The 13,330-nt window shown below is 42.3% G+C and carries 10 protein-coding genes; 6 read left to right on the forward strand and 4 right to left on the reverse strand.

What is annotated here, in order from left to right; translation table 11 throughout:
- From L3D27_RS04460 to rpoD, 3 genes are all read right to left on the reverse strand, one after another.
- Positions 1-1,281 carry an exonuclease SbcCD subunit D C-terminal domain-containing protein gene (locus L3D27_RS04460; protein WP_432481688.1) on the reverse strand — a complete coding sequence of 427 codons (1,281 nt, stop codon included), beginning with the start codon at positions 1,279-1,281 and terminating at the stop codon, positions 1-3.
- A 64-nt stretch (positions 1,282-1,345) separates the two neighbouring features.
- Complete coding sequence (locus L3D27_RS04465; RefSeq protein WP_373627376.1) at positions 1,346-1,672, reverse strand: YbeD family protein; 327 nt, start codon at positions 1,670-1,672, stop codon at positions 1,346-1,348.
- 217 nt (positions 1,673-1,889) lie between these two features.
- Positions 1,890-3,752, reverse strand: coding sequence for an RNA polymerase sigma factor RpoD (gene rpoD, locus L3D27_RS04470; protein ID WP_432481689.1), 1,863 nt, complete (start codon positions 3,750-3,752; stop codon positions 1,890-1,892).
- A gap of 295 nt (positions 3,753-4,047) precedes the next feature.
- Here rpoD and L3D27_RS04475 point away from each other — a divergent pair, with 295 nt between their 5' ends.
- The 4 genes from L3D27_RS04475 to L3D27_RS04490 all read left to right on the forward strand — a co-directional run bounded on the left by L3D27_RS04475 (position 4,048) and on the right by L3D27_RS04490 (position 7,875).
- The gene (locus L3D27_RS04475) at positions 4,048-4,566 is read left to right on the forward strand and encodes a hypothetical protein (RefSeq protein WP_284674388.1); all 519 of its coding nucleotides are present in this window, start codon (positions 4,048-4,050) and stop codon (positions 4,564-4,566) included.
- A 91-nt stretch (positions 4,567-4,657) separates the two neighbouring features.
- Positions 4,658-4,963: a hypothetical protein gene (locus L3D27_RS04480; RefSeq protein WP_284674389.1), complete on the forward strand. Its 306-nt coding sequence runs from the start codon at positions 4,658-4,660 to the stop codon at positions 4,961-4,963.
- A 155-nt stretch (positions 4,964-5,118) separates the two neighbouring features.
- Positions 5,119-6,528 (forward strand): type I glutamate--ammonia ligase, encoded by a 1,410-nt coding sequence (gene glnA / locus L3D27_RS04485; RefSeq protein WP_284674390.1) that lies wholly within the window; start codon positions 5,119-5,121, stop codon positions 6,526-6,528.
- A gap of 99 nt (positions 6,529-6,627) precedes the next feature.
- A complete protein-coding gene (locus tag L3D27_RS04490; protein WP_432481690.1) occupies positions 6,628-7,875 on the forward strand; it encodes an FAD-dependent monooxygenase in 1,248 nt (415 codons plus the stop codon).
- Between the two features lie 143 nt (positions 7,876-8,018).
- Here L3D27_RS04490 and L3D27_RS04495 read toward each other — a convergent pair whose 3' ends face one another.
- Positions 8,019-8,927: a lysine exporter LysO family protein gene (locus L3D27_RS04495; RefSeq protein ID WP_284674392.1), complete on the reverse strand. Its 909-nt coding sequence runs from the start codon at positions 8,925-8,927 to the stop codon at positions 8,019-8,021.
- 207 nt (positions 8,928-9,134) lie between these two features.
- On the opposite strand from L3D27_RS04495, the gene L3D27_RS04500 reads away from it, so the two are divergent.
- Together L3D27_RS04500 and rlmKL are read left to right on the forward strand one after the other, a co-directional pair.
- The gene (locus L3D27_RS04500; protein WP_284674393.1) at positions 9,135-10,319 is read left to right on the forward strand and encodes a mechanosensitive ion channel family protein; all 1,185 of its coding nucleotides are present in this window, start codon (positions 9,135-9,137) and stop codon (positions 10,317-10,319) included.
- Between the two features lie 102 nt (positions 10,320-10,421).
- Positions 10,422-13,244 (forward strand): bifunctional 23S rRNA (guanine(2069)-N(7))-methyltransferase RlmK/23S rRNA (guanine(2445)-N(2))-methyltransferase RlmL, encoded by a 2,823-nt coding sequence (rlmKL, locus tag L3D27_RS04505; protein ID WP_432481691.1) that lies wholly within the window; start codon positions 10,422-10,424, stop codon positions 13,242-13,244.
- The last annotated feature ends 86 nt before the right edge of the window (positions 13,245-13,330 follow it).

Here is a 13,330-nt window from a genome sequence, read left to right on the forward strand (position 1 = left end):
TCATTCTGCGTGTTGGTCGCTGTCGTGTACAGCACTCAAAAGAATTTGATAAGCGGTTTTAAGTTGTGTTTGTTCGCCTTCATCAATGCCTTTTTTGTTGAGTAATTGTGTAAAAACATCCATCTCACTGAGTGATTTTATATTCAGAGCTGTCGGCTGTACGGCAAGGGTCTTTTTATACAAAGCCTGATTTTGTATGCTTAATGCTAAGATATTGGTATCTTTTAATAGTTCTCGTATGTCTTGGGTAAGAGTGGGGCGTAGTGCAGATCCTGTATAGATAACTTCCGCCCAGATGCTGTTAGGTTCGTCATAAAGCTGGGTAAGTTCATTGATGATATCATCCCAATCACCCGTGATGCGAACCAGTCTTTGGAATACAGGAATGGACAGGGTGTGAATTTTTGGTGGTTGTTCATCAGTAAAATCAATAATGAGTACTTGTTTGGATTTTCCTACTTCTCCAAAACCCATGGCAATCGGTGAACCGCAGTAGCGAATGTGTTCACAGCCTGCAACTTTTTGTGGTGCGTGGATATGACCTAAGGCAACATAATCAATCGCTTCATCAAAAATACTGGCAGAGACTTGCCCAAGCGTGCCGACATACAGCTCTCGCATACCGTCATCATGAGATGATGTGTGCGACCCTGCAATGAATAGATGACCCGTGGCAATGATGGGGACTTTTTTGTGATGCTCGGTTAGAATGCGTGCTTGTTGCTCTTTGGCATGGGTGGTGAGTTTCTTGTAGTGGTTGGCGATTCCGCTTATGGTATCATATTCTTTATTTTTTATGTCATCAAATATCCCACTATCACGAACATCTTTATCACGCAAATAAGGTACGGCCAGTATGATGGCTTCTGGTATGCCATCGTTATTTAATATGAGTAGCTCATCATCCACTTGACTGCTTGCCATGCCGATGACATGGATATTTAGGAAAGTTAAGATGGATTTTGGGGCGTCCAAGAAGGTTGGGCTGTCATGATTGCCTGCGGTGATGATGATATGGCGACAACTGCTTTTAGCAACCATACCCAAAAAGCGATAATACAGTTCTTGGGCTTTGTTGCTGGGTGTCATGGTGTCAAAAACATCACCTGCAACAATCAAAACATCAACTGCTTGAGTGTTGATGCAGTCCACCAACCAATCCAAAAACTCAACAAACTCTTCATAGCGTTGCTGTTGATGAAGTCGTTTGCCAAGATGCCAATCTGAAGTATGTAACACACGCAAAGTAGTGGTACTTGGTTTTGGTGGTGGAGTGGTCATGACATAAAAGCTGTGTGATATTGATAAATATGGGTGATAGCACGCTTAACGATAAAGATGGGTTTTATACAACTGTCTTTACGGTTTTTGCTTTATCAAGGGCGGTATATAATCGATTGACTTCATCGGCAGAAGTTAAGTACAGTCTGGTTCTTAAAGCGTGAAATCTGCCTGTTTTAGATGGTTTGATTTGAATGCTTGCAGCATCAAATTTAGGAAAAATCTCTGCCAAAATTAAAGTAACTTCATGCAACAAAGCATCGTGTTCACCTTCATGACCAATGATACTAATGGGATAATCCATTGGAAAATTCCAAAGCTCTGGGTTTTGGATTTCTGTGCGTTTGGCATTGGTTGCGGTGGGTTTGCGGTTTAGGTTGGTAAGTTTCATAGCGGCTACCTGATTATTTATTATGTTATTTGGTGTGGTAAATAGATGGAGTCTTGTGGTGATTTTTCAAGTTGTCTGGCGGATTGTCCTAAGGACTGTTTTTTAAGTAATCCATCAGAAACGAAAAATAAAATAACCACGCAGGGTGGCTATTTTATTGTCAAAAGCTGATTGGTTAAGCCAATCCTTGACTGACTTGAGCGGTCCGACTTGCCCTTTAATCATTTTCAAGAAATGAACGCAGATGCTCAGAGCGAGAAGGGTGGCGAAGTTTACGCAGGGCTTTGGCTTCTATTTGGCGAATGCGTTCACGGGTAACATCAAATTGTTTGCCAACCTCTTCTAGGGTGTGATCAGATGCCATGTCAATGCCGAAACGCATTTTGAGTACCTTTGCCTCTCGTTCGGTTAGGTTGTCTAGCACCTCACGAGTTGCTTCACGCAACCCTTCAGCGGTGGCACTATCTACAGGACTTGAGATGGTGTTGTCTTCGATGAAATCACCCAAATGGCTATCCTCATCATCACCAATCGGAGTCTCCATAGAGATAGGCTCTTTGGCGATTTTTAGGACTTTGCGAACTTTCGCCTCGTCCATATCTAAGCGTTCGCCCAACTCTTCTGGTGTGGGTTCACGCCCCATTTCTTGCAACAGCTGACGACTAACACGGTTAATTTTATTAATCGTCTCAATCATATGTACTGGAATACGAATTGTGCGTGCTTGGTCAGCAATAGAGCGAGTGATGGCTTGGCGAATCCACCATGTGGCATAGGTGGAAAACTTATACCCACGGCGATATTCAAACTTATCCACAGCTTTCATAAGACCGATATTACCCTCTTGGATAAGATCAAGGAACTGCAAGCCACGGTTGGTGTATTTTTTGGCAATGGAGATGACCAAACGCAGGTTGGCTTCAACCATGTCTTTTTTAGCACGGCGGGCTTTTGCCTCACCGATTGCCATTTGGCGAGCCACCGCCTTCATGTTTTTGACATCCATTTGTAGTTCATTTTCGTGAGCTAGGATGTTTTCTTGTAGGGCGATGACTTCAGGTAATACCTTTTCTAATGTCTCAGCAAAGGCAGGTTTACCATCAATGCGAAGGCGTAGCCAATCAAGATTGGTTTCATTGCTTGGAAAGGTTTTTTTAAACTCGTCAATCGGCATCTTGCCACGACGCACCACCAAACGCATGATTTTGCGTTCATTATTACGAACATCTTCATACACTTCACGCATGAGCGTCATGACTTGGTCAGATAGACGGTTATTTAGTTTAATGAGCATAAAACGAGATGCTAATGCATCATAAGCTGCCTTAGCTTCCTTACTGCCACGACCGTGCTTTTCTAGGGCTTGTTGTGATTTGGCAAATAGAGTTTGAATCTCTTCAAAGCGGGTACGCACTTCTTCAGGGTCAAGGTTGCTGTCATCATCGCCGCCAGCAGCATCCATACTTCCGTTTTCTTCGTCATCGTCTTCTAGGGCATTAACTTTGTTTTCTTCTTTGATGTCTGTTAGGTCGATTTCGTTGTCATCTTTGAGTTCAAATTCATCATCACCAAGATTTAAAAATCCTGAGACGATATCGGAGATTTTCTTTTCGCCTGTCTCGATTTGGGCGTATTCATCAAGCACGAATTTTACTGTACCTGGCCAGTAAGCCATAATGTACTGCACTTCTCGAGTACCTTCTTCGATGCGTTTGGCGATGCCAATCTCACCTTCACGAGTCAGCAAATCTACAGTACCCATCTCACGCATATACATACGCACAGGGTCGGTTGTGCGACCTGGCTCGGTCTCAACGCTCGCTAAGACGGCAACGGCTTCATCGGTAGCCATGTCGTCATCATTACTTGAGCTGGTCAAGATGATGTCATCTTCATCTGGGGCAACTTCGTATATAGGAATGCCTACATCGGTTAGCATCTGAATGATGTCTTCAATCTGGTCGCTTTCTGTAACTGATTCAGGCAGTTGGTCGTTGACTTCGGCATAAGTCAGATAACCTTGTTCCTTGCCTAGCTGAATCAAAGTCGCTAGCTGAGAATTAGAATGTTGTTCGCTCATGAATACTCGCTTTGTTATTATTTGCTTGACCTAAAAAAATACTGGATATTATAGCACAGATGCTAACAATATGGGGGTATTTGTGATTTTTTAAACCCTTGCTAAGAAATTTATGTCTTGATATCAAAGTCTATCCTAACATTCACAAAAACTTCAGACAAAAGATAAAACTTAAGCTAGCAAAATCACATAAATATCGGTAAAATAACCAAGCTGATTTGACATGATGGGTTTTTTACAAGTGAGTGCTTTGCCCATGATATTACTCATTGAGATATTACCAACTGGTTGATTTATGATTGTACGATTTACCCCAAAATTTATTGGTTTTGGCACGCTATGTTTGCTGATTTTTTTGGTTGCCTGCCAAAAGTCGGACGAGCAAGATATAAGTACAATCACGGCACCGAGCGACACGCAGGTAAGCGTGCAGATGGATGCTGTGGTGGGGTGTTATACCGTTAGTCATGATGAGCCTGCTCAAATAAAAATCAGTCAAGATGATGGCGTTTTGGTCATGCAGATGAAAGAACCAAAAGGTAGCTCATCTGTTTGGGATAAACCCGAACCACTTGAAGTGCTGAATATACCGACAGGTTGGCGGTATTTTAAAGCAAATGGATTTGATATAAGTCAAGATGATATTGAACAGATTGTTGCACGAAAAGATGGTGCGATGGTTTTGGCACAGGTCAAAGAATCCATCAAAAATATCAATCCATTGTTGGATAGTCGCCATATTATGTATATTGTTCATGGCTCAAACACGGTTTATCAAGTGTCTTGCGATGATGATTTGATTGATTTACTTTGATTATGTTTGTGGTTGGTTGGTGTGTCAATCTTAGATTGATATCAAAGAATTTATAAGATAAATAGCGTTGATGAGATAAAAAAGGTGTCTGATGGGTATTGTTGGTTCTATCATTTTTGGGGCGATTGTTTATGTGATTGGTTTTGTCATTCATCGCAAGCACCTTTTACGCCACCAAGTCAATCACGAACGATTCTCTCTAACACACCCACTGATTATTAAATATCTACTGGCTTGTTTTGTCATCATGCTGGCGGTTAGTGCATTGGTTGGTCGCTTTTTATTAAACCACGAAACATTTGACTGGGCGTTTATCATCATTAACAGTCTGATTGCAACAGTGGTATTTTATTTTGGACTCAATCCTGACACCACCCAGATGAACTTACCTAATTAAAAAACCGAATTATTAATATATTTGATTAATAATTCGGTTTTTTGATAAGTTTTAATGAAACCGCTCAAATTGTCAAAAATGATTGACAGATGATAAGAAGGGCTTTAATATCTTACCGTTTAGTGTACTTATGTTTATGATTTTGGAGTGAAATTATGTCTAATAAGCTGTTTGATTTGATTGAATCATCGGGTGCAAAGTGGGTGGATTTTCGTTTTACGGACACGCATGGTAAAGAAAAACACTTAACTTTCCCTGTCTCAAGCATTGATGAAGATGTTCTAGAAGACGGCAAAATGTTTGATGCGTCAAGTGTGGCAGGCTGGAAAGGTGTTGAGGCATCGGACATGATTTTGTTGCCAGATGCTAGCACAGCCTATTTAGATCCTTTTTTTAGTACGCCAACCATCGTTGTTGCTTGTGATGTTATTGAGCCTGATACCTTACAAGGCTACGCTAAAGACCCACGCTCTATTGCACGCCGTGCAGAAATTTATCTAAAATCAACAGGGATTGGCGATACTGCGTTCATCGGACCTGAGCCAGAGTTTTTTGTGTTTGATGAAGTCAAATGGGATATTGATATGTCAGGTGCTAGAAGCCAAGTTATTGCAGAGGCGGCGGCATGGAGTGCTGATAACGACTATCAATGGGGTAACTTAGGTCAACGACCTGCGGTCAAGGGTGCTTATGCAGTTACTGCTCCTGTAGATCACTATCATGAAATGCGTTCTGTGATGTGTGACCGCATTGAAGAAGTGATGGGGGAGGGTCGTATCGAGGTGCACCATCACGAGGTGGCAAGTTGCCAGCTTGAAATTGGTATCTCGTTTAATACCTTGCTTAAAAAAGCAGATGAAGTACAGCAGTTTAAGTATATTGTACAAAATGTTGCCAATCAATTTGGCAAAACTGCAACCTTTATGCCAAAACCGCTAGTTGGTGATAATGGCTCTGGCATGCATGTCAATATGTCCATCTCAAAAGATGGTGTCAATATGTTCTCTGGTGATGAGTATGCAGGACTATCTAAGATGGCACTATATTTTATCGGTGGTATCATCAAGCATGCTCGAGCATTAAATGCCATCACCAACCCAAGCACAAACAGTTATAAGCGTCTTGTGCCACACTATGAAGCACCGATTAAACTGGCATATTCGGCATCGAACCGCTCGGCTTCTATCCGTATTCCACATGTCAACAGTCCAAAAGCGGTGCGTATTGAAGCTCGCTTCCCTGACCCATCAGCCAACCCATACCTGTGCTTTGCTGCACTCTTGATGGCAGGTCTTGATGGCATTGAAAACAAGATGGATCCAGGCGAGGCAGCCGATAAGAACCTATACGACCTACCACCAGAAGAAGAAACTCTAATTCCAACGGTGGCAGAAAACCTAGAGGTGGCACTCAACGCTTTGCGTGATGACCATGAGTTCTTATTAAAAGGCGGTGTGTTTAGCAAAGAGATGATTGACAGCTACATCGACCTAAAAATGAAAGAAGTACACCGAATCAATGAAGTGGTTCACCCACTTGAATTTGATATGTACTATCGTGTATAACCGATGAAATATAAAAAAGTGCAAGTTCGCCTTGCACTTTTTTGTTGTCAATGATTAAATAAAAACCAATGTGCTTTTTGGTATTTTAGTTGGTATTTTTTGAGCGTTAAAATAATGGTTGATAAAATCTGCACTGATGTTTTTATTGTGGGCGGGGGTGTGGTAGGCATGACGCTTGCTATTGGGCTTGCTAGCCTTAAAAAACAAGTCGTCTTGATTGATGCTAAGCCTGCCATGAGTAATGAACAGCGACAAGCAGCTTTGGCTTATCGTGATGCTCGGGTGTATGCACTGAATTTGGCAAGTTTGGCGTTATTTGAATCCATCGGTGTGGTGGACTTTGTGCGTCGTGCTGATTATACGGACATGAAGGTGTGGCAAAGTGATGGGCGTGGTGAGTTAAATTTTGCCAAAGAATCTATTAATCCGCCGATTTTAGGTAGTATGATTGAACCCATCGTCATCGATGAAGCACTATACAAACGAGCACGCCAAGCAGATTTGGCACAATATTTGACCGTGCTACATGACAGGCGGGTCGATGAAATCTTTGGCTTTGATATTCGCCATGACGGCATCAGCCTTCGCCTTATTTGTGATGCTGGCAACACCACCCTAGTGGACACCAAGCTGTTGGTGGGTGCTGACGGTAGGAGTTCTGTTGTTAGGCGATTATCTGGCATTTTGGTGGATAAACTTGACTATCAGCAGACCGCCATCTGCTGTGCCATCAAGACTGATAAGCCACATGAGCATACTGCACGCCAAGCCATGCTACCATCAGGCACACTGGCATTACTGCCTTTGGCAGATGTATCAGCAGAGGATGATGGGTGTTGGCATTCGGTGGTGTGGACACTACCCACTCAAATGGCAAAGGAATATTTGGCACTACCCCATGATGAGTTGATGCATAAATTAGCTCTTGCTAGTGGTTATGAGCGTGGGCGGATTCATCGCATTGAGTCTGTTGCCAGTTTTGCTTTATCTGCTCAGGTTGCCAAAAGCTATACCGCACCGCATACTTTACTGATTGGTGATGCTGCTCATGGCGTGCATCCTTTGGCAGGACAGGGGTTGAATTTAGGATTGGCGGATGTGGCGACATTGCTACAGCTTATCAGACAGTCCGACCAAGATAGCAAGCATTTATTGCGTCGTTATGAGCGAGAACGGTGTTCATATAATAAAGTGATGATGCATGGGTTTTCGTTGATTAACTATGCTTTTTCAGGGAGTTTGCCACAAAAAGAGCCACTGAGATTTATTCGTGCTGAGATGGTAAATTTGGTGGGTAAATCTCGCTTGTTGATGAATTTTTTTAATAAAAAGGCAGGGGGTGGTTAGGTTTCATTCATAAAGATTGATTGATTATTTTGGCTTGGCATTTATATGGGCAATCTTATCTTACCACTTAAAATCATGTTTCTGTGAGTAATGGCGTATATCCGAAAAACAATAAAGCCATGATGATCAGTCATGGCTTATCATTAACCTAATGCGCTAAAAAACACCATAAAAATCGGTGAGATGATATTGGTAATAAAACCAAAACTGATGATGGTGGGAATGATTTGTGTACCGCCTGATGCGGTTAAAGTTGGCAAGGTGAAGTCAAGACTGGTAACGCCACCAAGCCCAATCGCCGCTGATGATGAACGACGCATCATCCAAGGGATAAAGATGAATGCAATGATCTCTCTTAAAAGATCATTTAGTAGGGCGACACTACCCCACACTGCCCCATAAGCATCGGTCATCACTGTACCAGAGAGTGAATACCAACCAAAGCCTGAGGCGAGTGCTAGACCTTTTGTGATGCTTACCTCGTCAAATAATAGAGCAAAAGCTACACCACCAAAAAGTGTCGCCGCCGTAAAAATGACACTAATTTGTAAGCCTCGCTTGTTTAGCATCGCCTGTGTTAATGTAACACCAGACCCCTTTAAGCTGACGCCCACAAGGAATAAAAGTAGCATGAGCAGTGCGGTGGTTGTACCATTTGGTGGTAATAAGATTGGGGGTAGAAACCTTGCCATGATAAAACCCAGTGCCAAACAGCTGATCTGCATCAAGCTACCATGTAGGCTGATTTTGGTCTTTTGGGCAGGGGATTTGCTGTGATGCTTAATGGGAATAAGTTTGTCAAAAAGATACAGTGCAACTGAGCCAAAACCAACAGTGAGTGCGGTCAAAGTGCCTAAATATAAAGTAATTTCGTCAATTTTTTGGCTTAAATTATCTACCAAGCCAAGCTCAATACCAATGACGATGAGAATTAAAAATACCAAATAATTAAGCAAGCGTTCGGCAGTGATTACCCAGCTTGGGCGACTAGGTAAGCCAAATCCGACAAACATTGGCGTTACTATTAAAATCAGCGTCAGCAATCCATTCATTATTATTACTTCACTTGCTAAGATAGGGGGTGGTCGGTTTGGGCTTGCGATCCATAAAAAAGTAAAAAACACAGTAAATAAAGCATATTTTTAGCGATAATTTTGCTACAATAACGCAAAAATTCATTGTAAGCAAGATGCAGCACACTTTTTGGCTTACAAATGGATATTGTAACATTAATATGCCACAAACGCCACAGTTAGCCTATGAATAGTCAAGCCATCATGGATTTTTTTGAAAAAATCATCAAAGATCTTTATCAAAGTGTTTATCTGTTTTTGGGTGGTTCGCTTGATGATAATATGAACTGGACCGAGCGGGGTCTGGCGTTGTCAGCGACAGCAATTAAGATTATCATTTTGTTGTCCTTGATTGGCTTTATTTATTGGCTGTTGGTTTATTGCATCAAGCACGCTCGGGCATTTTTGCATCTATCCCAGCGACGAATGCGTATCATGCGTGCCATCCTTCGCTATGTGTGGTTTGTAACAAGTTTGATTGCAGTGATGATGCAGATTGGCTTTCATGCCGATACAGTTAAGGCGACAGCAAAGGCATCAGGCTGGATCGGTTTTTATTATGTGCTATGGACGACATCAGGAAGAATGCTAAGCGGTGTACTAAAACATTATGAGTTAAACGCATCGATAGAACAGCTGTTTAAAAACATGATTTTGGTTTTGGTGCTTGTTTTGGCATTGGCTAGTGTGCTTGCACAGTTTGGCTTTGATATTGTGTCATTGGTGGCAGGTCTGGGTATTGTGGGTTTGGCGGTGGGTTTTGCAGCCCAAAGTACGCTTGCCAACTTCATTGCAGGGATTACCATTTTGGTGGAGCAATCATTTCAGGTGGGTGATTGGATTCGTTTAGGGGATAAAGAGGGGAGAGTGGTGAAGATTTCATTGCGTGCCACCCAAGTTCTTGACCGTGATAATATCATCATTATTATTCCAAACTCTACCGTCGCCTCATCAGAAGTGGTTAATCTAACCTCTAAAAAGATGATTCGTTTTGATGTCAAAGCTCGCATTGCCTTAGATGCTGATATCAATCAGGCAAGAAGCATCATTGTTAAGACTTTATCGGCAGATGAGGTGGTGTTAAAACATCCAGCACCTATGGTAACTGTCAGTGAGGTGGGTGAATATGGTGTGTTTTTTATCGTGCGTTTTTGGGTTGCACCGCTGTCAGTAGCTCGTATTCCTGTCATCAAAGAGAATATCACCGAAAAAATCAAACAGGATTTGGATGATGCGGGCATTCATGCACCTTATCCGCATATGCGTTTAATGATGAATGGCGAGTCGTGGATGCAGCTTGCACCACATAAACCATCTGCTGACAACTTGAATGAAACCCTAGATGGTGCAGAACCTAAAAATCAGCTTTAATGGAACGGCTTAGGGTTATCATTAAAGGCAGTTTCGATGGTGAAGATGGCTAATGTATGCTATAATAGATGGTTTTGATTGCATTGTCTTATTGAGAATTCTATGAGTAGCACCACCCCTGTTCTGATCAACCCCTTTTGTCAGTTTGATACTCATGCTTTTGAGCTTGTTTTAACCTGTGCTGATGGGCTTGAAAATGCACTATTGATTGAGCTTAAGTCCTTTGGGATTGATGCTCACATCACTCGTGTGGGGCGTATTCGTGCAACAGTCGATCTTTCTCAGTTCTATCATTTGTGCCTATATAGCCGTGTGGCGAGCCGTATTTTACTGCCGATTGGCGAATATCATTTTAAGCAAAAACAGACCATCACCAATCAAATCTCAAAAGATGACAAAGGGCGTGCCATCAGTCGCACCATACAGACGCAGGTGATTGATGAAGATGTGCCAGAAGCATTGTATCAGTTTACTGCTCGTTACGACTGGACGCAGATTTTTGACCTAGATCATAGCTTTGCTATTCGCCTATCAACCGATAAGCGAATGACTATTAATCAGCAGTTCGCCACCTTGCGCATTAAAGATGCGATTGTGGATACCTTTAATCGTAAACTTGGGGCTCGTCCTGATGTCTCAAAGACGCCTGATATTCATATTTTTGCAGTGGCGAATAATCAGTTTGCTGAGTTGTTTTTGGATTTATTGGGCACCAGTTTGCACCGCCGTGGCTATCGTGTTGTTAATACCGCCGCTCCTTTAAAAGAAAACTTAGCAGCCGCCTTATTGTACGAATGCGGTTGGCATACAGGGCAACACGATGCACTCATTGACCCAATGTGTGGTTCGGGGACTTTCATTACAGAAGCCATGCTGATGCGTGCTGATTACCCTGTAGGGCTAGATAAGACGACTAACGAGTTTGGTTTTTATCACTGGGCATACCATGACGATGCACTATGGCAACAGCAGGTCATGACGGCAAATGACAGATTTCATGCCAATTTGGATAAACTGAGTCAGAATATGCCTACTGTCATCGCCCTTGATGCCAATGCAACAGCGGTACACGCCTGCCATCAAAATCTCATGGCGTCAGGACTGTCGCCCATCATCAATCACATCACACTAAGACAGCAGCCACTTAGTGCCTTAAAAGATACGCTTGCCAAACTACAAGCGAGCAACCCTTTATTGATTACCAATCCGCCTTATGGGGAGCGATTGGGTGAGGCTGATTTTATTAAGCCTTTATATCAAGGTTTGGGCTTGTGTGCATCTGATGGTTTTGAGTGTGCTGGCATTCATCAAGCGACTTTAGCTGTGTTGGGTAGTCATGTAGAGCATGTTGATACATTGCCTATTATCAATCCTGCGACTTTGCGTTGTCATAACGGTGCATTGACGGTGTATTTTCGTCATGGTTCGCTAGATATACAAAGACAGCCAAGTTTGATTGAGCGATTTGAAAGACAGTATATCGTCAGCGAAGAGGCTCAAGAATTCATCAATCGCCTACAAAAGAACCTAGCTCACCTAAAAAAAGCTGCCAAAGTGGATGAGGTGAGTAATTTGCGTGTTTATGATGCAGATCTGCCCAACTACAATGTCGCCATTGATTTATATGGCACAAAGGTGCATGTACAAGAATACGCACCACCCAAACAAATCCCTGCTGATGTTGCCAAGCAGCGTTTTAATTCGGTGTTACATCACACAAGAGAAATACTTGGGGTGTTTCGTGAAGATGTTTTTATTAAAACTCGTGCCAGACAGTCAGGTAATGACCAATATACCAAAAATTCAGATGCTCAAACCAAACGCAAAAAAATGTATGTTGTGCGTGAATATGGGGCTTACTTTTATGTCAATTTTACCGACTATCTAGATACAGGGCTGTTTATTGACCATCGCAATATGCGTCAGATGGTTGCTGCTACCAGCCGTGGCAAGCGAGTATTAAATCTATTTTCTTATACCTGTACAGCAAGTGTCCATGCGGCGATGGCAGGAGCAAAGTCTGTTACGAGTGTGGACTTGTCCGCCAATTATCTAGATTGGGGGCGTCAAAACTTTGCTCTAAATGGTCTGGATTTATCCGCCTATGTTGATGGCAAATTGAAATATCAATTCATCGCATCAGATGTTTTTGAGTGGATTAAAGAGCATACTGAGCAATATGAGGTAATTTTTATTGACCCACCAACTTTCTCAAACTCTAAGAAGTTTAAGGGGACTTTTGATGTACAGCGAGACCATGTTGCACTCATTAATCGTGCGATGAACCGACTCTCGGCTGATGGCGTACTGTATTTTAGTAACAACTACACTCGCTTTGAGCTTGATGAAAGTTTATTGGCTCGCTATGAAGTGGTGTGCTTAACAGATAAGACAACCGGCTTTGATTTTAATCCAAAAAAACCCATCCATCAAAGTTACCAAATCCGTCATAAAAATGGCATAAAAGCCATAGAAAGATCTGTACAGACGCACCAAAAGCAAGTGGATGGTGAAGTCGTTAAAGATACGAATGAAAAACGCAGTGGTTGGAGTAGCTTTGATAAGCATGGCGACCGTACTCATCATGCCAGTAAGCACCGCTCTCATCAAAATGGCACAAAAGAAAGCGGGCGTAGCCGTTCCCAACAGGATAAATCTGCTCGGCATGGTCTAGCAGGTGGTTTTCATCAGCGTGGTATAAAAGATGAAACAAGGGTGGGGCGTTTTGATAGACAGTCCAAGCACTCTCATCGCTTTGATAAGACTTATGCCAATAAAGATGGTGATAATAACGCCCAAGCAGTCAAAAAATCCACCCCAAAGGTACGCTATGAAAAAATCGATGGTAAATTGGTCGCTGTTGCCATTGAAAACACCAAAAATACCAGTGAGATAAAAAAATATACCATCAAATCAAAATCCTAAACAACCCATGGCCATGGCAAGCTGTGAGCGATGGTCAAATGGGATAAATAAAGGTTAAACACATCAATCATAGAATATTGAGCAAG

Source organism: Moraxella sp. ZY200743, assembly GCF_050885545.1.
GTDB classification, from domain to species: domain Bacteria; phylum Pseudomonadota; class Gammaproteobacteria; order Pseudomonadales; family Moraxellaceae; genus Moraxella; species Moraxella haemolytica.

Excerpts from the sequence above, each read along its gene's own strand:
- L3D27_RS04495 (WP_284674392.1), bottom strand. The coding sequence starts at position 8,927 with ATGAATGGATTGCTGACGCTGATTTTAATAGTAACGCCAATGTTTGTC.
- glnA (WP_284674390.1), top strand. The coding sequence starts at position 5,119 with ATGTCTAATAAGCTGTTTGATTTGATTGAATCATCGGGTGCAAAGTGG.
- rpoD (WP_432481689.1), bottom strand. The coding sequence starts at position 3,752 with ATGAGCGAACAACATTCTAATTCTCAGCTAGCGACTTTGATTCAGCTA.
- L3D27_RS04475 (WP_284674388.1), top strand. The coding sequence starts at position 4,048 with ATGATTGTACGATTTACCCCAAAATTTATTGGTTTTGGCACGCTATGT.
- L3D27_RS04500 (WP_284674393.1), top strand. The coding sequence starts at position 9,135 with ATGAATAGTCAAGCCATCATGGATTTTTTTGAAAAAATCATCAAAGAT.
- L3D27_RS04460 (WP_432481688.1), bottom strand. The coding sequence starts at position 1,281 with ATGACCACTCCACCACCAAAACCAAGTACCACTACTTTGCGTGTGTTA.
- L3D27_RS04465 (WP_373627376.1), bottom strand. The coding sequence starts at position 1,672 with ATGAAACTTACCAACCTAAACCGCAAACCCACCGCAACCAATGCCAAA.
- rlmKL (WP_432481691.1), top strand. The coding sequence starts at position 10,422 with ATGAGTAGCACCACCCCTGTTCTGATCAACCCCTTTTGTCAGTTTGAT.
- L3D27_RS04480 (WP_284674389.1), top strand. The coding sequence starts at position 4,658 with ATGGGTATTGTTGGTTCTATCATTTTTGGGGCGATTGTTTATGTGATT.